16 protein-coding genes are annotated in these 19,055 nt (G+C 72.6%); 3 read left to right on the top strand and 13 right to left on the bottom strand.

Annotated features, from left to right (window positions below; all coding sequences use genetic code 11):
• Positions 1 to 171: 171 nt before the first annotated feature.
• The 9 genes from ACIQ9E_RS20555 to hrcA all read right to left on the bottom strand — a co-directional run bounded on the left by ACIQ9E_RS20555 (position 172) and on the right by hrcA (position 9,034).
• The gene (locus ACIQ9E_RS20555) at positions 172 to 1,275 is read right to left on the bottom strand and encodes a PfkB family carbohydrate kinase (RefSeq protein ID WP_403709373.1); all 1,104 of its coding nucleotides are present in this window, start codon (positions 1,273 to 1,275) and stop codon (positions 172 to 174) included.
• Positions 1,276 to 1,477: 202 nt separating this feature from the next.
• On the bottom strand, positions 1,478 to 2,479 hold the full coding sequence (locus tag ACIQ9E_RS20550) for an adenosine deaminase (RefSeq protein WP_403708988.1): 1,002 nt from the start codon (positions 2,477 to 2,479) through the stop codon (positions 1,478 to 1,480).
• Between the two features lie 63 nt (positions 2,480 to 2,542).
• On the bottom strand, positions 2,543 to 3,451 hold the full coding sequence (locus ACIQ9E_RS20545) for a ribonuclease Z (protein ID WP_403708986.1): 909 nt from the start codon (positions 3,449 to 3,451) through the stop codon (positions 2,543 to 2,545).
• 35 nt (positions 3,452 to 3,486) lie between these two features.
• The gene (locus ACIQ9E_RS20540) at positions 3,487 to 3,846 is read right to left on the bottom strand and encodes a histidine triad nucleotide-binding protein (protein WP_403709371.1); all 360 of its coding nucleotides are present in this window, start codon (positions 3,844 to 3,846) and stop codon (positions 3,487 to 3,489) included.
• Between the two features lie 130 nt (positions 3,847 to 3,976).
• On the bottom strand, positions 3,977 to 4,582 hold the full coding sequence (locus ACIQ9E_RS20535; protein WP_403708984.1) for a hypothetical protein: 606 nt from the start codon (positions 4,580 to 4,582) through the stop codon (positions 3,977 to 3,979).
• 106 nt (positions 4,583 to 4,688) lie between these two features.
• Positions 4,689 to 5,432 carry a 16S rRNA (uracil(1498)-N(3))-methyltransferase gene (locus tag ACIQ9E_RS20530; protein ID WP_403708982.1) on the bottom strand — a complete coding sequence of 248 codons (744 nt, stop codon included), beginning with the start codon at positions 5,430 to 5,432 and terminating at the stop codon, positions 4,689 to 4,691.
• Complete coding sequence (locus tag ACIQ9E_RS20525; protein WP_403708980.1) at positions 5,432 to 6,634, bottom strand: nitronate monooxygenase; 1,203 nt, start codon at positions 6,632 to 6,634, stop codon at positions 5,432 to 5,434. Before ACIQ9E_RS20525 ends, ACIQ9E_RS20530 begins: the two co-directional genes overlap by 1 nt.
• Positions 6,635 to 6,865: 231 nt before the next feature.
• Positions 6,866 to 8,002 carry a molecular chaperone DnaJ gene (dnaJ, locus tag ACIQ9E_RS20520; protein ID WP_403708978.1) on the bottom strand — a complete coding sequence of 379 codons (1,137 nt, stop codon included), beginning with the start codon at positions 8,000 to 8,002 and terminating at the stop codon, positions 6,866 to 6,868.
• Positions 8,003 to 9,034, bottom strand: coding sequence for a heat-inducible transcriptional repressor HrcA (gene hrcA / locus ACIQ9E_RS20515; RefSeq protein WP_403708976.1), 1,032 nt, complete (start codon positions 9,032 to 9,034; stop codon positions 8,003 to 8,005). It lies immediately after the preceding gene.
• A gap of 430 nt (positions 9,035 to 9,464) precedes the next feature.
• Between hrcA and ACIQ9E_RS20510 the strand changes: the two genes are divergently transcribed.
• Both ACIQ9E_RS20510 and ACIQ9E_RS20505 read left to right on the top strand, forming a co-directional pair.
• Positions 9,465 to 10,187, top strand: a complete 723-nt coding sequence (locus ACIQ9E_RS20510) for an MBL fold metallo-hydrolase (protein WP_403708974.1) — start codon at positions 9,465 to 9,467, stop codon at positions 10,185 to 10,187.
• A gap of 10 nt (positions 10,188 to 10,197) precedes the next feature.
• Positions 10,198 to 11,022, top strand: coding sequence for a DUF3097 domain-containing protein (locus ACIQ9E_RS20505; RefSeq protein ID WP_403708972.1), 825 nt, complete (start codon positions 10,198 to 10,200; stop codon positions 11,020 to 11,022).
• A 374-nt stretch (positions 11,023 to 11,396) separates the two neighbouring features.
• Here the strand turns inward: ACIQ9E_RS20505 and hemW are convergent, their stop codons facing one another.
• The 3 genes from hemW to lepA all read right to left on the bottom strand — a co-directional run bounded on the left by hemW (position 11,397) and on the right by lepA (position 16,939).
• The gene (hemW, locus tag ACIQ9E_RS20500) at positions 11,397 to 12,629 is read right to left on the bottom strand and encodes a radical SAM family heme chaperone HemW (protein WP_403708970.1); all 1,233 of its coding nucleotides are present in this window, start codon (positions 12,627 to 12,629) and stop codon (positions 11,397 to 11,399) included.
• Between the two features lie 210 nt (positions 12,630 to 12,839).
• Positions 12,840 to 14,849, bottom strand: coding sequence for an AMP-dependent synthetase/ligase (locus ACIQ9E_RS20495; RefSeq protein WP_403708968.1), 2,010 nt, complete (start codon positions 14,847 to 14,849; stop codon positions 12,840 to 12,842).
• Positions 14,850 to 15,067: 218 nt separating this feature from the next.
• Complete coding sequence (gene lepA / locus ACIQ9E_RS20490; RefSeq protein ID WP_403708966.1) at positions 15,068 to 16,939, bottom strand: translation elongation factor 4; 1,872 nt, start codon at positions 16,937 to 16,939, stop codon at positions 15,068 to 15,070.
• 233 nt (positions 16,940 to 17,172) lie between these two features.
• Between lepA and rpsT the strand changes: the two genes are divergently transcribed.
• Positions 17,173 to 17,439: a 30S ribosomal protein S20 gene (rpsT, locus tag ACIQ9E_RS20485; RefSeq protein ID WP_006349371.1), complete on the top strand. Its 267-nt coding sequence runs from the start codon at positions 17,173 to 17,175 to the stop codon at positions 17,437 to 17,439.
• 602 nt (positions 17,440 to 18,041) lie between these two features.
• Here the strand turns inward: rpsT and holA are convergent.
• Positions 18,042 to 19,037: a DNA polymerase III subunit delta gene (holA, locus tag ACIQ9E_RS20480; RefSeq protein WP_403708963.1), complete on the bottom strand. Its 996-nt coding sequence runs from the start codon at positions 19,035 to 19,037 to the stop codon at positions 18,042 to 18,044.
• Between the last annotated feature and the right edge of the window lie 18 nt (positions 19,038 to 19,055).

The raw sequence follows: 19,055 nt of genomic DNA, 5'->3' as shown, positions 1-19,055 counted from the left end.
CTCCTGCTGCAGGGTTCTCGCCGCTCGACAACCTCTGGGACACCAGCGTACGACGCCGGACCGGCAACGGCCGAGGGCATTTTCCGGGGCCGGGGCGGCGGGGGCTTCGGAGCGGGGTGCCCCGCCGCCGGTCCCGCGGGGCTGCGGGCAGGCGGTTCGGCGGGGCTGCGGTCAGGCGGGGCTGCGGAAGCCGATCGTCGGGACGGCCCGGCGCAGCGGCAGCGGGCGGGCCGGGGCGGGCAGCAGCTCGTCGAGGAACGCGTAGCGGCGCAGGGCCGCCGGATCCTGCTCGGGTGCGTCCCGGACGTACCGCCACCAGGCGGCGATCTCCCACCAGCCGGGCGCCGAGAGCGACCCGCCGAACTCCTGCACGGAGAGCGCGGCCGTCAGCCCGGCGAAGGCCAGCCGGTCGGCGAGCGGCCAGCCCGCGAGCGTACCGGTCACAAAACCGGCCGTGAACACATCGCCCGCGCCCGTCGGGTCGAGGGCCTCCACGGCGATCGCGGGGACCTCGGCGCATTCACCGCTGCGGGCGTCGACCGCGTACGCCCCCTCGGCACCGAGGGTGACGACCGCCGTCGGCACGTAGCCGGTCAGGGCGTGCGCGGCGCGGCGCGGGCAGTCGGTGCGGGTGTAGCGCATGGCCTCCGCCGCATTGGGCAGGAACGCCTCGCAGTGCGCCAGGTCGGCGAGGCGGGAGGGGTCCCACCGGCCCGTCTCGTCCCAGCCGACGTCGGCGAAGATCCGGGTGCCCGCGGCGGCGGCCCCGGCGATCCACGGCGCCTGTCCGGGGCCCAGCGAGGCCACCGCGGCGCGGGCGGGCGGGCAGTCGGCCGCGACCTCCGGCGGGGGCGCCTCGTGGCCGTGGGAGACCATCGTGCGCTCTCCCTCGTAGGCCATGGAGACGGTCACCGGTGAGTGCCAGTTGGGCACGGTCCGCGACAGGCCGAGGTCGATGCCCTCGCCCTGTTCCAGCGCGTCCCAGCAGTAGTCGCCGTAGTGGTCGTCCCCGAAGGCCGCGGCCAGGGACGTCCGCAGGCCGAGCCGGGCCAGGGCGGTCGCCATGTTCGCGACCCCGCCGGGGCTCGACCCCATGCCGCGGGCCCAGGACTCGGTGCCGCGGACGGGCGCGGAGTCGAGTCCGGTGAGGATGATGTCGAGGAAGACCGTGCCGGTCAGATAGACGTCGCAGGGCGGGTCGCCGTCGGCCCGCAGCGCGGCGAGCGGGTCGAGCAGGCCCGGATGCCGCGCGGACGGGAGGCCGTCGCCGTGCATGGGCGGGTGCGGGGGGTGGGTGTGCTGCGCGCCGTGTCGGGTGGTCACCGTGCCGCTCCTGTGCGTGGTGCAGATCCGGCCAGTGTGCCAAATCCGGGCCGGGTCCGGTGTGATCACCGTAAGCCGGTACGGGGCCCGACGGGGCCGGCCGGGAGGGGTGCGGGCAGCCACCGGCTCCCGGACCCCTCGGGCGGCCCGGCGCTCAGTCCGTGAACTCGTACGCGTCCACCTCGGCGATCAGCTCCGCCCTGCGCTCCTCGTCGTCGTCGAGGAACGACGCCTCGAAGGAGTTGCGGGCCAGTTCGCGGAGCTGCTCGGGCCCCAGTCCCAGCGCCTCGCGAACCGCGTGGAAGGTGTCGCCGACGTATCCGCCGAAGTACGCGGGATCGTCGGAGTTCACCGTGCAGAGCAGCCCCGCGGCCATCATCCGCGGCAGCGGGTGCGCCTCCAGGATGTCGACGGCCCGCAGCCGGACGTTGGACAGCGGGCAGAGCGTCAGCGGCATCCGCTCCCGGACCAGACGGTCCACCAGTTCACCGTCCTCCAGACAGCGCAGCCCGTGGTCGATGCGCTCGACGCCCAGCACATCGAGGGCCTCCCGGATGTACGACGGCGGGCCCTCCTCGCCCGCGTGCGCGACCCGGCGCAGCCCGAGTGCCGCGGCCGCCTCGTAGACCTCCTTGAACTTGGCGGGCGGATGGCCCACTTCGGCCGAGTCGAGCCCGATGCCGGTGATCCGGTCCAGATACGGTTCGGCCGCCCGCAGGGTCTCCATCGCGGATTCGGCGGGCAGATCGCGCAGGAAGCACATGATCAGCCGGGTGGAGATGCCGTACCGCCCGGGTGCCGCGTCCAGGGCCCGGCCCAGCCCCTCGACGACGGTGCCCAGGGGGACACCGCGGGCGGTGTGCGCCTGCGGGTCGAAGAAGATCTCGGCGTGGCGGACGCCCTGGGCCGCGGCGCGGGCCAGATAGGCGTCGGTGAGTTCGGCGAAGTCGTCCTCGGTGCGCAGCACCGCCATCAGGCCGTAGTAGAGGTCCAGGAAGGACTGGAGGTCGTCGAAGAGATAGGCGCGGCGGAGTTCCTCGGTGTCCCGGTAGGGCAGGGCGACGCCGTTGCGGTCGGCGAGGGCGAAGGCGAGTTCGGGTTCGAGGGTGCCTTCGATATGGAGGTGGAGTTCGGCTTTGGGGAGCGGGAGCGGCACGGTCGGGTCTTTCCTGAGGTGGTACGGGTGGTACGGGTCGTGCGCGCGGTTCGGGCGCGGTGGTCAGGAGGCGCGTTTCGGTACGGGGATCCTCATCAGGTCCTTGGCGACGGTCAGTTCGCCCTCGTACCCGGCGGCGCGCGCCTGGCGTTCGAACTCCCCGGGGTCCGCGTACCGCTGGGAGAAATGGGTGAGGACCAGATGCCGTACGCCCGCGTCCCGCGCCACCCGGGCGGCCTGGCCCGCGGTCAGATGGCCGTGGTCGACGGCGAGCCGTTCGTCCTCGTCGAGGAAGGTGGACTCGATGACGAGCAGATCGCAGCCCTCGGCGAGGGCGTGGACGCCGTCGCAGAGCCGGGTGTCCATGACGAACGCGAACCGCTGTCCGCGCCGTTCCTCGCTGACCTCGGCGAGGGTGACACCGCGGACGCTGCCCTCGCGCTGGAGCCGGCCCACGTCCGGGCCGCGGATACCGTGTTCGGCGAGCCGCCCGGGCAGTATCCGGCGTCCGTCGGGTTCGGTCAGGCGGTAGCCGAAGGATTCGACGGGGTGGGACAGCCGACGGGCTTCCAGGGTGTACGCGGGGGTGGTGGCCAGCACTCCGTCACCGGCGACGGGCCCCTCCGCGAGGGAGACCGTCTCGCGGTAGGCGGTGGCGTACCGGAGCCGTTCGAAGAAGCGCCGGCCGCTCGCCGGGTAGTGGGCGGTGATCTCGTGCGGGACCCGGTCGAGGTTGATCCGCTGGATGACTCCGGCGAGCCCGAGGGAGTGGTCGCCGTGGAAGTGGGTGATGCAGATCCGGTTGATGTCATGGGCGGCGACCCCGGCGCGCAGCATCTGCCGCTGGGTGCCCTCGCCTGGGTCGAACAGCAGGCCTTCGGCGTCCCAGCGGAGCAGGTACCCGTTGTGGTTGCGGTGACGAGTGGGCACTTGGCTCGCCGTTCCGAGGACGACGAGTTCGCGTACGGACACGTTGTGCTGCCTGTTCTGTCGCTGCCGGGCGGAGGTTAACCAGGGGGCCAGGAGAGGCCGCGGCCGGCGAGCAGATGGGCGTGCGCGTGGAAGACGGTCTGCCCGGCGCCGGATCCGGTGTTGAAGACGATCCGGTAGCCGGAGCCGTCGGCCTTCTCGTCGGCGGCCACCTGTCCGGCCTCGGCAAGGACCTCGGCGGCGAGGTGGGGCGCGGCGGCGGCGAGGGACGCGGCGTCCGGGTAGTGCGCCTTGGGGATCACCAGGATGTGCGTCGGTGCCTGCGGGTTGATATCGCGGAACGCGACGACGTGCTCGGTCTCCCGGACGACGGTCGCGGGCACCTCACCCGCCACGATCTTGCAGAACAGGCAGTCCGCCTGCGGTTCTCCCGCCATGTCCGGGCTCCTCATCGACTTCTGGACGGTGATGGTCGTCAGCGCCTGCATCGTATCGACCATGGGCGGGTGGGCGCGGTCCGGTGCCCGGGCCCCGGCCTGCGCAGGAGGGCCGGGAGGGGCGCCGGGATCAGTTGCCGGGGGTCACGGTCCTGGTCTCGGTGACGGTGGCGGTGGCGGTGGCGGTGACCTCGACCGTCGTGGTGACGGCGGGGCGGGGCCGTTCGCCGGGGGTCCTGGTCGCCGGGGCGCGGGAGCGGCCCCTGTCGCACCGGCCGAGGTACTGGGCCTCGAAGACGAGCTTCCCGTCGACGCGGGCGTCGAGGTCGCCGCGGACGCAGGCGCCCGCGGTCTCGTCGGTGACCTTGCCCTTGAGGGCGACGGGCTGTCCGGTGCGGGTGCGGCCCTCGCAGGCGACGGTCGCCTGTCCGGGAGCGCCGGCGGGGACGGCCGAGGGGCCCGTACGGCCGCGTTCGCCCGGCACCGTGGCCGTACAGTCGAAACTGCGGATGTCGAAGCCGATCCGCTCCAGGGTGGAACGCGCGGTGTGTTCGGTGGTCATCGCCACGGACGACGAGGAGAGCGTCCGTTCCCGCGGTTCGCAGGCCGTGCCGGCCGCCGCGACCGCGGCGACCGCGACAGTGGCGGCGAGGGCCCGGAGCCGTACCGCCGCCGTACCGCCGGTGCCGCCCGTCGGGTGGGCGTGAGGGCGCCGCCGGCCCCGAAGTCCGTTCATGCAGGGAAGCGTGGCACCGCGAGGGCGGGAGGAAAAGACCGGTTGCGGCCAGGCTCACCCGTACGGGCAGGGCGCGGGCGAGCCGGGCCGGCGGGACCGGGGCCGGTCAGGACCAGCGGCCGGTGCGGGTCAGGAGCAGGGCCGTCGCCGCCGTACCCGCGGTGGAGGTACGGAGCACACTGCGGCCCAGCCGGTACGGACGGGCCCCGGCCGCCTCGAACAGGGCGATCTCCTCCGGCGACACCCCGCCCTCCGGTCCGACGACGACCACGACGGAGCCCGTGGCGGGCAGTCCGGCGGTGGCGAGGGGTTCCGCGCCCTCCTCGTGGAGGACGGCGGCGAAGTCGGCCTCGGCGAGGAGTTCGGCGACCCGGCGGGTGGTGGCCGGTTCGGTGATCTCGGGGAAGCGGAGGCGGCGCGACTGCTTGCCCGCCTCGCGTGCGGTGGCCCGCCACTTCGCCAGGGATTTGGCGCCCCGCTCGCCCCGCCACTGGGTGATGCAGCGCGCCGCGGACCAGGGGACGATCGCGTCGGTGCCGGTCTCCGTCATGGTCTCCACGGCGAGTTCGCCGCGATCGCCCTTGGGGAGCGCCTGGACGACGGTGATCCGGGGCGAAGGCTCGGGCTCATCGGGGAACGAGACCGGTTCGACGACCAGCCGGTCCTTGCCCTCGGTGCGCAGGACCCGGCCGGCGGCGCCGCGGCCGCGGCCGTCGGTGAGGACGACGTCCTCACCGGGCTGGAGCCGTTTCACGGAGACGGCGTGCCGGCCCTCGGGGCCGTCCAGGACGAGGGGGGAGCCGGGGGCGGCGCCGTCGAGGGAGTCGACGACGAACACGGGCGCGGTCATCAGGAGTCCGCCCGTCCGCCGGTGGAGCCGCCGACGGCAGCGGTACGGCCCGTTCCGCCGGGGCCGTCGTCGCCCGCCGGGTCCTCCGGGTCCGGCCGGCCGCCGTCCGGGCCCGGGGCGTGCTGTTCGGTGCCCTGCCAGACGGTGTGCTGCCATTCGGCGACGAGTGTGTCCACCAGTTCGGCGGCCGGGAGCGCACGGGCCATCCGGTGGCCCTGTCCGGCCCAGAGCGCCATGCCCTGCGGATCGCCCGCCTGCGCCGCGGCCTTCCGCAGCCCGGTCGTCAGATGGTGCACCTCGGGGTAGGCGGCCGGGGCGTACGGGCCGTGCTCGCGCAGGAAGCGGTTGACCAGACCGCGGGCGGGCCGGCCGGTGAAGGCGCGGGTCAGCTCGGTGCGGACGAACAGCGGATTGGTCATGGCCTGCTTGTGCAGCGGATTGGCCCCGGACTCGGGGCAGACCAGGAACGCCGTGCCGAGTTGGGCCGCGCTCGCCCCGGCCGCCAGCACGGCCGCGATCTGGCTGCCCCGCATCAGCCCGCCGGCGGCGATGACCGGCAGGTCGACGACGTCCCGGACGAGGGCGATCAGGGTCAGCAGCCCGATACCAGTACCGTCCGCCGCCGGATCGTCGCGGTGGGTGCCCTGGTGGCCGCCCGCCTCGATGCCCTGGACGCAGACCGCGTCGGCGCCCGCCCACTGCGCTGCCTGGGCCTCTTCGGGCGTAGTGACGGTGACGACGGTGTAGGTGCCCGTCCGGGCGAAGGACGCGAGGACGTCCGGGGCGGGGCAGCCGAAGGTGAAGGAGACCACCGGGACCGGATCGTCCCGCAGGATGGCCAGTTTGGCCTCGTAGCCGTCGTCGCGGCCGGACTCCGGATCGCCGAGCGGTGTCTCGTACCAGCTCGACTCGCCCGCGAGCTGCTGGCGGTAGACCTCGACGGCGCTCGGATCGGAGGTCCGGGGCTGCGGCATGAACAGGTTCACGCCGAACGGCCGTGAGGTGAGCCCCCGGATCTGCTTGATCTCCTGGTACATCCCGTCGGTGGTCTTGTACCCGGCGGCGAGGAATCCGAGGCCGCCCGCTTCGGAGACGGCGGCGGCGAGGCGCGGGCTGGACGCCCCTCCGGCCATCGGCGCGGCGATCACCGGTTGCCGGAGCAGATCGGAAAGGGCGGGGGAGCCGGAGGGCGCGGAGGACATGCAGGCATCGTGCCACCTGCGTACGTCCGTGACGAAACGGGCCCCGGGTACCTGCCCGCCGCAATGTCGTGCAAAGGGGTCCGGCGCGGCCCGGGGGCGGGACCCGTGGGGCCGGCGGCCGGCCCGGGGACGGGCCCCTTCGGGTCCGGCACCCGGAGCGGGGACCGGGCAGGAGGGTCCCCGAGGCGGCCGGGCGCCGCGGAGCCCCCCCCATGACCGGTCGGGCACGGTCTAACGGCCGTTGAAGGCGTCCTTCAGCCGGGAGAACAGGCCCTGCTGGCCGGGCTGGAACTGGCCCTGCGGCCGCTCTTCGCCGCGCAGCTTCGCCAGTTCCCGCATCAGCCGCTCCTGCTCGGGGTCGAGCTTCATCGGGGTCGTCACCTCGACATGGACGATGAGGTCACCGCGCCCGCCGCCGCGCAGATGCGTCACCCCGCGACCGTGCAGCGGGATCGACTGCCCGGACTGCGTACCGGGGCGGATGTCGACCTCCTCCAGACCGTCGAGGGTCTCCAGTGGCACCTTCGTACCGAGGGCGCCCGCCGTCATCGGAATGGTGACCGTGCAGTGCAGATCGTCGCCGCGGCGCTGGAACACCGGATGCGGCAGCTCGTGGATCTCGACGTACAGATCGCCGGCGGGGCCGCCGCCGGGGCCGACCTCGCCCTCCCCGGCCAGCTGGATACGGGTCCCGTTGTCGACGCCCGCGGGGATCTTGACCGTCAGCGTACGGCGGGAGCGGACCCGGCCGTCGCCCGCGCACTCGGGGCACGGGGTGGGCACGACCGTACCGAAACCCTGGCACTGCGGGCACGGCCGGGAGGTCATGACCTGGCCCAGGAAGGACCGCGTGACCTGGGAGACCTCACCGCGGCCGCGGCACATGTCGCAGGTCTGCGCCGAGGTACCGGGCGCGGCGCCCTCGCCGGAGCAGGTGGTGCAGACGACGGCCGTGTCGACCTGGATGTCCTTGGTGGTGCCGAAGGCCGCCTCGTTGAGTTCGATCTCCAGCCGGATCATCGCGTCCTGGCCGCGCCGGGTGCGCGAACGGGGGCCGCGCTGGGACGCCGTACCGAAGAAGGCGTCCATGATGTCCGAGAAGTTCCCGAAGCCGCCCGCGCCGAAGCCGCCGGCCCCGCCGCCGCCCGACTGGGACAGCGGATCGCCTCCGAGGTCGTAGACCTGCTTCTTCTGCGGGTCCGACAGCACCTCGTAAGCGGCGTTGATCTCCTTGAACCGCTCCTGGGTCTTCGGGTCCGGGTTCACGTCCGGGTGGAGTTCCCGGGCAAGTCTGCGGAACGCCTTCTTGATCTCGTCCTGGGAGGCGTCGCGGCGCACGCCGAGTACGGCGTAGTAGTCCGTGGCCACTTACGACTCCGCCAGGATCTGTCCGACGTAACGTGCCACTGCGCGTACCGCTCCCATCGTTCCGGGGTAGTCCATGCGGGTCGGTCCGACCACGCCGAGTTTGGCAACTGCCTCGTCGCCCGAACCGTAGCCCACGGTCACGACGGACGTTGCGTTGAGCCCCTCGTGGGCGTTCTCATGACCGATGCGCACGGTCACGCCCATGCCTCCGCCGGACTCCTTGGCCTCGCCGAGCAGCTTGAGGAGCACCACATGCTCCTCCAGCGCCTCCAGCACCGGCCGGATCATCAGGGGGAAGTCGTGTCCGAAGCGGGTGAGATTGGCGGTACCGCCGATCATCAGCCGCTCCTCGGTCTCCTCGACGAGGGTTTCGAGGAGGGTGGAGAGCACGGTGGTGACCGTGCCGCGGTCGTCCGGCTCGTCGAAGGAGTCGGGCAGGTCCTGCACCAGCGGCGGCACATCGGTGAACCGGCGGCCGACGACCCTGCTGTTGAGCCGGGCCCGCAGATCGGCGAGGGAGGCCTCGCCGAAGGGGGCGGGGCAGTCGATCATCCGCTGCTCGACCCGGCCGGTGTCGGTGATCAGGACCAGCATCAGCCGGGCGGGCGCCAGCGAGAGCAGTTCGACATGGCGGACCGTGGACCGGGTCAGCGAGGGGTACTGCACGATCGCGACCTGGCGGGTCAGCTGCGCCAGCAGCCGTACCGTACGGCCGACGACGTCGTCGAGATCGACCGCGCCGTCGAGGAAGCTCTGGATGGCGCGCCGCTCGGCCGCGGAGAGCGGCTTGACCCCGGCGAGCCGGTCGACGAAGAGGCGGTAGCCCTTGTCGGTGGGGATGCGCCCGGCGCTGGTGTGGGGCTGGGCGATGAAGCCCTCCTCCTCCAGCACGGCCATATCGTTGCGGACAGTGGCCGGGGAGACGCCGAGCTGATGGCGTTCGGTGAGCGCCTTGGAGCCGACGGGCTCCTCGGTGCCCACATAGTCCTGGACGATGGCGCGCAGCACCTCGAGTCTGCGTTCGCTGAGCATCCCGCGCACCTCCAACTGTTTCGTCCGACCGCTCTGTCCGCCCTCGGATCCCGGGGCGGACGGACGGTTCTCGGGATCGTTCCCCGGTGACCCATCTGGCACTCCACATGCGCGAGTGCCAAATCTTCCCCGTGCCAGTGTACGGCCGCCCGGTGCGGGCGGAGCAAGACGACCGGTCACGCTACCGTGCGCCCCGGCCGGGCGCTCCCCCGCCCGCCTCCGGTCCTTTCCGTCCGCCTCGTCCGTCCCATGCGCCCTGCCTGTCTCATGTCATGCGCCTTGTCCGTCTCATGTCATGCACCTTGTCCGTCGTATGCGCCTTGTCCGTCTTATGCGCCTCGTCCGTACCCGCCGGTCCGCTTCGCCGCGGTCCGCGGGTGGTCCCGCCGGCCGTCCACGGGTGCGGGGGCCGTGGCGATAGCGTCCCGGTATGGACATCGCTTGGGAAGACCACGGCTGGGAGCGGCTGGCCGAGGGGGTGGGCCGGTGCAGGCTGCCCGGGTGGGACGCGACCTGCGGGCTGATCGCCGGCCGGGACGGCGCGCTGCTGTACGACACGGGCTCGACGCTCGCGGAGGGTGCCGCGCTGCGGGCCGGGGCCGAGGCGCTGCTGGGCGGCCGCCGGGTGACGCATATCGCGCTCAGCCATCCGCACTTCGACCATGTGATGGGTACGGCGGCGTTTCCCGGTGCCGAGGTGTTCGGGGCGGTCGGCATGGACACGCTGCTGCGGCGGGACCGGGAGGAACTGCGGGCGGACGCGGTGCGGTTCGGGGTGCCGGAGGAGGAGGCGGCGCGGTCGGCGGAGTCGCTGGTGGCGCCGGGGCACACGGTCACCGGGGAGCGGATGCTGGACCTGGGCGGGCGCCGGGTGCTGCTGGCGAACGTCGGTCCCGGGCACACCGGGCACGATCTGGCGGTCCTGGTGCCCGGCGAGCCCGAGGTGGTGTTCTGCGGGGATCTGGTGGAGGAGTCGGGTGAACCGCAGGCGGGTCCGGACGCGGTCGGGGCCCGCTGGCCGGCCGCCCTGGACCGGCTGCTGGCGCTGGGCGGGGAGGACGCCGCCTATGTCCCGGGGCACGGGGCCGTGGTCGGCGCGGCGTTCGTCCGGGCGCAGCGCACTGCGCTGGCGGAGCGCTTCGCGGTGTCGTAGCGTCGGGCAAATGCGCAGCTACAGCCCTGATCTGACCCCGCCGTGGAAGAAGCGGGCGCCGGTGCCGGAGGTGCCCGCGGACCCCTCGGACCCCGATCTGGTGGTGGAGGAGGTCACCACGGGATTCTGCGGGGCAGTGGTGGGGTGCGAGGCGGGGACGGTGACGCTGGAGGACCGCTTCGGCAAGCACCGGGTGTTCCCGCTGGCGCCGCGGGGCTTTCTGCTGGACGGGCAGGTCGTGACGCTGGTACGCCCGGGGGCCGGGGCTCCGGCCCGCCCGGCGCGGACGGCGTCCGGTTCCCTCGCGGTGCCGGGGGCGCGGGCGCGGGTGGCGCGGGCGGGCCGGATCTATGTGGAGGGCCGCCACGACGCCGAGCTGGTGGAGAAGGTATGGGGCGACGATCTCCGCATCGAGGGCGTGGTGGTGGAGTATCTGGCGGGCATCGACGATCTGCCCGCGATCGTCGAGGAGTTCGCCCCCGGTCCGGACGCCCGGCTGGGGGTCCTGGTGGACCATCTGGTGCCGGGTTCCAAGGAATCCCGGATCGCGGCGTCGGTGACCGATCCGCAGGTGCTGGTGGTGGGGCATCCCTATATCGACGTATGGGGTGCGGTGAAACCGTCGTCGCTGGGCATCGCCGGATGGCCGCGGGTGCCCCGCGGCGAGGACTGGAAGACGGGCGTCTGCCGGGCCCTGGGCTGGCCCGCCAACACGGGCGCGGCCTGGCAGCACATCCTGTCCCGCGTCGGCTCCTACAAGGATCTGGAGCCGGAGCTGCTGGGCCGGGTGGAGGAGCTGATCGACTTCGTGACGGCCCCGGCGGCCCCGGGGTAGGGCCTTGTCTCCCGGACCGGGCCGGATCAGTGAGCGGAGGCCACTCCCCTCTCCCGCCGGAGGGCACTCCCCTCTCCCGGCCGCTGCCCGGTGGTACCCCCCCCCACCCGTGCCCGGAGGGCACAGAGGGAGGCAGCGGTGCCCGGGGCCCCGGGCGGTAGCCGGGGAAGGCAGGCAAGCCCGGCAGGATCCGAATGAGCGGCCGGACCGTCCCGGGCCCGCCCGCGGTTCGAGGCGTCCCGGTCCTCCGGGTGCGATTCCGGGGTCGGGCGGCCCGGTGCTCCGGGTCCGTCTCCGGGGTCGGGCGGCCCGATCGTCTGTCCCTCGCTTATCGGTCCGGGTCCCCGCTCCCCTGCCCTCCGCGGGGTGGCGGTTCAGTCGACCAGGTCCCGCACCACCCCGTCCGCCAGCAGTCTGCCGCGGAGCGTCAGCACCGCCAGCCCCTGCTCGTAGGCGCCGGGCTCCAGCAGCCCGTCCCGGAGGGAGCGTTCCGCGGCCCGCAGGCCCGCCGGGCGCAGCAGCGACAGCGGGGCGCCGTCGCGGAGGCGGAGTTCCAGCAGGATGCGTTCGATCCGGCGGTCGTCGGGGGTGAGGAGTTCCCGTCCGGCGCCGGGTGAGCGGCCCGCCGCGAGGGCCGAGGCGTAGGCCGCGGGGTGTTTCACGTTCCACCAGCGGACTCCGCCGATGTGGCTGTGTGCTCCGGGGCCCGCGCCCCACCAGTCCGCGCCACGCCAGTACAGCTCGTTGTGGTGGCAGCGGGCGGCGTCGGTGGTGGCCCAGTTCGACACCTCGTACCAGCTGAAGCCCGCGGCGGCCAGAAGCTCGTCGGCGATCAGATAGCGGTCGGCGTGGACGTCGTCGTCGGTCATCGGCACCTCGCCGCGCCGGATGCGGCGGGCCAGCTGCGTACCTTCCTCGACGATGAGCGCATAGGCCGACACATGGTCCGGCCCGGCGCCGACGGCCGCCTCCAGGGAGGCCCGCCAGTCGTCGTCGGACTCGCCGGGAGTGCCGTAGATGAGGTCCAGGTTCACATGGTCGAAGCCGGCGGCCCGCGCCTCGGCGACACAGGCCTCGGGGCGGCCGGGGGTGTGGCTGCGGTCGAGGACCTTGAGGACGTGCTGCCGGGCGCTCTGCATACCGAAGGAGATCCGGTTGAAGCCGCCTTCCCGCAGCTCCGCCAGATACTGCGGGCCGACCGATTCGGGATTCGCCTCGGTGGTGATCTCCGCGCCGTCCGCCAGCCCGAACTCGGTGCGCACGGTGTCCAGCATCGCCACCAGATCGGCGGCGGCGAGCAGGGTGGGCGTCCCGCCGCCGACGAAGACGGTCCGCACGGGCCGGGGGTCGTCGCCGAGGACCTTGCGGGCCAGCCGTATCTCCTCGGCGACGGTCGCCGCGTAGTGATCGCGGGAGGCCAGGACTCCGCCGGAGCCGCGCAGCTCGGTCGCCGTGTAGGTGTTGAAATCGCAGTAGCCGCAGCGGGTGGCGCAGTACGGCACATGGAGATAGAAGGCGAGGGGCCGCTCGGCGGCACCATCGAGGGCGGAGGCGGGGAGCGACCCGTCGTCGGGCACGGGCACGCCGTCGGGCAGTACGGAAGGCATACGCCCATTCTCCGGCACTCCGGGACATCCCGTGCCGCCCTGTGGATAACCTGGCCCGCCGGTACGGAAGGCCAGGTCGGAGGGGTTGGAGGGTGGCAGTGCGGGCCGGGGGGACACCGGGGGTCCGCCCGGTGGTGCGGGCCCGGGGGCCTTCGGCGGCCCGGTGCCGCACGCGGTCCGGGCGGCACCGGGCCGCCCGGACCCGTACCGTCATGCCTCGCGCTGGCCCTCGTACATCTCCTCGACGAGGTGCTGGAACTCGCGCTCGACCGCCGGGCGCTTCAGCTTCATGCTCGGAGTGAGATCGCCGTGCTCGACATCGAGGTCGCGCGGCAGCAGCCGGAACTTCTTCACCGTCTGCCAGCGCTGGAGCCCCTGGTTGAGCCGGTCCACATAGCCGGAGATCATCTCCCGGGTGGCGGGGGCGGCCAGCACCTCGGCATAGGTGCTGCCCTCCAGTCCGTGCTCGGCGGCCCAGCCGAGGACGGCGGGCTCGTCGAGGGCGATCAGCGCGGTGCAGTAGTTGCGGTCCGCTCCGATGACGACGACGTTGGAGACGAACGGGCAGATCGCCTTGAGCTGGATCTCGACCTCGGTCGGGGCGATGTACTTTCCGCCCGACGTTTTGATCAGGTCCTTCTTGCGGTCCGTGATGGTGAGGTAGCCGTCCGCGGAGAGTTCGCCCAGGTCTCCGGTGCGGAGCCAGCCGTCCTCCTCCAGTACCTCGGCGGTCTGTCCGGGCTGCCGGTGGTAGCCCTCCATGATCGCGGGGCCGCGGAGCAGGATCTCGCCGTCGTCCGCGATCCGCACCTCCAGACCGGGCAGCGGCTTGCCGACGGTGCCGGTGCGGTAGGAGCCGTGGCGGTTGACGAAGTTCACGGCGCTGGACTCGGTGAGGCCGTACCCCTCCAGGATGTGGATGCCCGCACCGGCGAAGAAGTAGCCGATCTCCGGGGAGAGCGCGGCCGAGCCGGAGACGGCGACCCTGAGCCGACCGCCGAAGGCCTCGCGGAGCTTGGCGTAGACGAGCCGGTCGGCGATCCGGTGCTGGGAGCGGAGCCCGAAGGGCGCGGTCGCCGATCCGGTGCGGCGGAAGTTGTCCTGGGTGGTCCGGGCGTACTCGCGGGCGACCTCCGCGGCCCACCGGAAGATCTTGTACTTGGCGGGGCCGCCGGCGCGCGCCTTGGCGGCGACACCGTTGTAGACCTTCTCGAAGATCCGCGGCACCGCGGCCATATAGGTGGGCCGGATGACCGGGAGGTTCTCCACGATCTTGTCGTGGCGGCCGTCAACGGCCGTGACATGGCCGACTTCGATCTGGCCGGAGATCAGGGCCTTGCCGAAGACATGTGCCAGCGGCAGCCACAGGTACTGGACGTCGTCCTTGTTGATCTGGCCGGTCCCGGCGATGGCCTTCGCCATGTACGACCAGTTGTCGTGCGGCAGCCGGACGCCCTTGGGACGGCCCGTGGTGCCCGAGGTGTAGATGAGGGTGGCGAGCTGGGTGGGCGTGATCGCGTGGATCCGCTCCTCGACGGCCGTGGGCCGGTCGTCGAGGAGCGCCCGGCCGCGCTTCTCCAGTTCGTCGAGGCCGAGCACGAAGCCGTCCGGCACGGAGCCGGTCGCAACATCGGCCACGGCATCGGTCACGGTCTCCGGCGCGGGGCCGGCCGGGTCGATGACCACGACATGGCGGAGTTCGGGCAGTTCCGCCCGCCGCTCCAGGACCTTCGCCAGCTGGGCCGCGTCCTCGGCTATGAGGATCCGGCTGCCGGAGTCGGTGAGGATGAACGCCGACTCCTCGGCGTTGGTGGAGGGGTAGATGGTGGTCGTGGCACCGCCCGCGCACATCACACCGAGGTCGGCCAGGATCCACTCGATGCGGGTCGAGGCCATCAGGGCGACCCGGTCCTCGGGGCGGATACCGAGACCGATCAGCCCGGCGGCGATCGCGTACACGCGCTCTGCCGTTCCGGCCCAGGTGAGCGACGACCAGACGGCCGGCGCGGGGGCGTCGTCCGCCGCGGCGGCTCCGCCGGGCGCACCGTCCGACGGCCCGGTGGACGGCTCCGCGGTCGCCGGACCCGGGGCGGTGGCACCGGCCGGTGCGAGGACCGGGTAGCGGAAGGCCTCGCCGTCCGGGGTCGCCGCCACCCGCTCGGTGAAGAGCATCGCCACCGAGGCCGGGCGGTTGTCGATCGTGGTCTGTGTGTCGCTCAAGACGTCCTCCGGGCCTGCGGCGGCGTACTGACCGTAAGGACGCCACTGAGCAGGCACTTTTCAACTGGCCGGGTACCCCCGGCCGGGCGCGATCAGCGTAGATCGCGTACCGCCGGTACGTAAGGGGCTTCCGCCCTCCGCTTCGATGCGTGCGGGTACGGACACGGACAGCGCCCGGCCGGTCCTGCCGGCCGGGCGCCCCGCGCAATCGCCCGCGGTTACTTCTTGGCCTTGCCGCCGCCGCTGTCGTCGCTGGAGAGGACGGCGATGAAGGCCTCCTGCGGGACCTCGACGCTGCCGACCATCTTCATCCGCTTCTTGCCTTCCTTCTGCTTCTCCAGCAGCTTCCGCTTCCGGGAGATGTCGCCGCCGTAGCACTTGGCGAGGACGTCCTTGCGGATGGCCCGGATGGTCTCGCGGGCGATGACCCGGGAGCCGATCGCGGCCTGGACCGGCACCTCGAAGGCCTGCCGGGGGATCAGCTCCTTCAGCTTGGCGACGAGCCGTACGCCGTACGCGTACGCCTGGTCCCGGTGCGTGATCGCGGAGAAGGCGTCGACCTTGTCGCCGTGGAGCAGGATGTCGACCTTGACCAGATGCGCGGACTGCTCGCCGGTGGGCTCGTAGTCCAGCGAGGCATAGCCGCGGGTCTTGGACTTCAGCTGGTCGAAGAAGTCGAAGACGATCTCCGCGAGGGGCAGGGTGTAGCGGATCTCCACCCGGTCCTCGGAGAGGTAGTCCATCCCGAGCAGCGTGCCGCGGCGGGTCTGGCAGAGTTCCATGATCGAGCCGATGAACTCGGTCGGCGCAAGGACGGTGGCGCGGACGACCGGCTCGAAGACCTCGCTGATCTTGCCCTCGGGGAACTCGCTGGGGTTGGTCACCGTGTGCTCGGCGCCGTCCTCCATGATCACCCGGTAGACCACGTTCGGCGCGGTGGCGATCAGGTCCAGGCCGAATTCGCGCTCCAGCCGCTCACGGATCACATCGAGGTGGAGCAGGCCGAGGAAGCCGACGCGGAAGCCGAAGCCCAGGGCCGCGGAGGTCTCCGGCTCGTACACCAGGGCGGCGTCGTTGAGCTGGAGCTTGTCCAGGGCGTCGCGCAGCTCGGGGTAGTCCGAGCCGTCCAGCGGGTAGAGGCCGGAGAACACCATCGGCTTGGGGTCCTTGTAGCCGCCGAGTGCCTCCGTGGCGCCCTTGACCTGCTGGGTGATGGTGTCGCCGACCTTGGACTGGCGGACGTCCTTCACACCGGTGATGAGATAGCCCACCTCGCCGACGCTCAGACCGTCGGCCGGGAGCATCTCGGGCGAGTTGGTGCCGATCTCCAGCAGCTCGTGGGTGGCGCCGGTGGACATCATCCGGATCCGCTCGCGCTTGCCGAGCTTGCCGTCGACGACCCGGACATAGGTGACGACGCCCCGGTAGGAGTCGTACACCGAGTCGAAGATCATCGCGCGGGCGGGGGCGTCGGCGACGCCTACCGGGGCGGGGACCTCGCGGACCACCCGGTCCAGCAGCGCTTCGACGCCGAGGCCGGTCTTCGCGGAGACCTTCAGGACGTCGTCGGGGTCGCAGCCGACGAGGTTCGCCAGCTCCTCGGCGAACTTCTCGGGCTGGGCAGCCGGAAGGTCGATCTTGTTGAGGACGGGGACGATCGCCAGGTCGTTCTCCATCGCGAGATAGAGGTTGGCAAGGGTCTGCGCCTCGATGCCCTGGGCCGCGTCGACCAGCAGGACCGTGCCCTCACAGGCCGCGAGGGAGCGGGAGACCTCATAGGTGAAGTCCACGTGCCCCGGGGTGTCGATCATGTTCAGGATATGGGTCCGGCCCTGGCCGGGCCCCTCGGTGGGGGCCCAGGGCAGCCGGACGGCCTGGGACTTGATCGTGATGCCGCGCTCGCGCTCGATGTCCATGCGGTCGAGGTACTGGGCGCGCATCTGCCGCTGCTCGACCACGCCGGTGAGCTGGAGCATCCGGTCGGCAAGGGTCGACTTGCCGTGGTCGATGTGGGCGATGATGCAGAAATTGCGGATCAGCGCCGGGTCGGTACGGCTCGGCTCTGGCACATGAGGAGGAGTCGCGGGCACGCAGGGTCCTGATTCTTGGGACGCTCCGGCGGCGCCGGACGTCCCGTCTGGAGGCGGTGACGGGTCTGTACGTAGCCCCTATCGTCCCACGCGTGAGGGACTGAGGCCGGTTTGGGCCGCCGGGAGCCCGGCTGGTACCGTGGCTGGCTGTGTGTCTCGCGCGCCTCCCCCGTGGGGGAATCCGCGCGGCAGGCACACCCATCACAGATCATCGAACCTGAGAAGGCTCTTTCGTGGCGAACATCAAGTCCCAGATCAAGCGGAACAAGACGAACGAGAAGGCGCGCCTGCGCAACAAGGCCGTCAAGTCGTCCCTGAAGACCGCGATCCGCAAGGCCCGCGAGGCCGTCGCCGCCGGCGACGTCGAGAAGGCCACCGTGGCGACCCGTGAGGCGACCCGCAAGCTCGACAAGGCCGTCTCGAAGGGCGTCATCCACAAGAACGCCGCCGCCAACAAGAAGTCGGCGCTCGCGGCGAAGGTCAACGCCCTCCAGGCCTGATCCACCCGGCACCGCATCCGGTGAGCCCCGTCACAGCGACGAGGCGGTCCACCGGACGAGGTGACCGCCGGGACGACGAGCGGGCCCTCTCTCATCCGCTCCCTTCCCGGCAGCTTCGGACACGCACTTGGTCCTGCGTTCGCCACGCGGGTGCGAGTCCACCGGCAGAACCTCCCGAAGGCCCCGGCCCTCCCGGCCGGGGCCTTCGGCATGCCCGCACAGCGGCATGCCCCCGGGCCCTGGGGCCCGGGGGCATCGCGGGAAGAGCGCCGTGGGCCCGGCCGGGTGCCGGAGCCGCAGGCCGTACGACGGGATCCGGCGGGGGCACGCGACCAACCGGGCTCGAACAGTCCGGGCAGACTTCCGGGGCCGTCACCGGACACGGCAGCGTGTACCGGGACGCACACCCCCGGCCGGGGGCAGCGCCCGGACCGGGGCCGCGGAGCGCGCCGACGGGTGGTCCGTGCCGTGCCCCGGCAGCCGCCGCATCCGATGCAGGAGGGCGGATGTCGGCGCCCTGCCCCCGCGCACAGTCGACGGGAGGTGCGAAGGGGGCCCGGGTCGACCGTGCCGCCGCCGGGTCACCGGCCTTCGGGCGCGGGTCAGCGCGGGGCGCGGCCCGAGCGGGCGGCGCGGGCGATGGTGACGACCGCCTTCTCCAGGGCGTACTCCGGGTCGTCGCCGCCGCCCTTCACCCCCGCGTCGGCCTCTGCCACGGCCCGTAGCGCCACGGACACACCGTCGGGAGTCCAGCCGCGCATCTGCTGCCGCACCCGGTCGATCTTCCAGGGCGGCATGCCCAGCTCGCGGGCGAGATCGGCGGGCCTGCCGCCGCGGGCCGACGACAGTTTGCCGATCGCCCGGACGCCCTGCGCCAGCGCACTGGTGATCATCACGGGGGCGACACCGGTGGAGAGCGACCAGCGCAGCGCCTCCAGTGCCTCCGCCGCCCGGCCCTCGACGGCACGGTCGGCGACGGTGAAGCTCGACGCTTCGGCCCGGCCGGTGTAGTACCGCCCGACGATCGCCACGTCGATGGCGCCCTCGACGTCCGCGGTGAGCTGGGACACTGCGGACGCCAGCTCCCGGAGATCGCTGCCGATGGAGTCCACCAGCGCCTCGCACGCCTCGGGCGTGGCGGATCTGCCGAGGGCCCGGAACTCCGAGCGGACGAACGTCAGCCGCTCGGCGGGCTTGGTCGTCTTGGGGCAGGCGACCTCCCGGGCCCCCGCCTTCCGCGCGGTGTCCAGGAGTCCCTTGCCCTTCGCGCCGCCGGGGTGGACGAGGACGAGGGTGATCTCCTCGACGGGCGCGGCGAGATACGCCTTGACGTCCTTGACGGTGTCGGCGGACAGATCCTGGGCGTTCCGGACGATCACCACCTTGCGCTCGGCGAAGAGGGAGGGGCTGGTCAGCTCGGCCAGGGTGCCCGGCTGGAGCTGGTCGGCGGTGAGATCGCGGACATCCGTATCGGCGTCGGCGGCCCGCGCGGCTGCGACCACCTGCTGGACGGCGCGGTCCAGGAGGAGGTCCTCCTGTCCCACGGCGAGCGTGACGGGGGCGAGCGGGTCGTCTGTCGAGTTCTTCCTGGTGGCCATCGTGAACCAGCATCCCAC

The organism is Streptomyces sp. NPDC094448 (assembly GCF_044763775.1).
Taxonomy (GTDB): domain Bacteria; phylum Actinomycetota; class Actinomycetes; order Streptomycetales; family Streptomycetaceae; genus Streptomyces.
The sequence above is the reverse complement of the archived record's forward strand: the minus strand, read 5'-3'. Positions and strand labels throughout refer to the sequence as shown.

Bases quoted from the DNA above. Each gene is read 5' to 3' on its own strand.
- ACIQ9E_RS20555 (WP_403709373.1), bottom strand. From the start codon at position 1,275: ATGCACGGCGACGGCCTCCCGTCCGCGCGGCATCCGGGCCTGCTCGAC.
- ACIQ9E_RS20540 (WP_403709371.1), bottom strand. From the start codon at position 3,846: ATGGCGGGAGAACCGCAGGCGGACTGCCTGTTCTGCAAGATCGTGGCG.
- ACIQ9E_RS20535 (WP_403708984.1), bottom strand. From the start codon at position 4,582: ATGAACGGACTTCGGGGCCGGCGGCGCCCTCACGCCCACCCGACGGGC.
- ACIQ9E_RS20530 (WP_403708982.1), bottom strand. From the start codon at position 5,432: ATGACCGCGCCCGTGTTCGTCGTCGACTCCCTCGACGGCGCCGCCCCC.
- ACIQ9E_RS20525 (WP_403708980.1), bottom strand. From the start codon at position 6,634: ATGTCCTCCGCGCCCTCCGGCTCCCCCGCCCTTTCCGATCTGCTCCGG.
- hrcA (WP_403708976.1), bottom strand. From the start codon at position 9,034: ATGCTCAGCGAACGCAGACTCGAGGTGCTGCGCGCCATCGTCCAGGAC.
- ACIQ9E_RS20510 (WP_403708974.1), top strand. From the start codon at position 9,465: ATGGACATCGCTTGGGAAGACCACGGCTGGGAGCGGCTGGCCGAGGGG.
- ACIQ9E_RS20505 (WP_403708972.1), top strand. From the start codon at position 10,198: ATGCGCAGCTACAGCCCTGATCTGACCCCGCCGTGGAAGAAGCGGGCG.
- hemW (WP_403708970.1), bottom strand. From the start codon at position 12,629: ATGCCTTCCGTACTGCCCGACGGCGTGCCCGTGCCCGACGACGGGTCG.
- holA (WP_403708963.1), bottom strand. From the start codon at position 19,037: ATGGCCACCAGGAAGAACTCGACAGACGACCCGCTCGCCCCCGTCACG.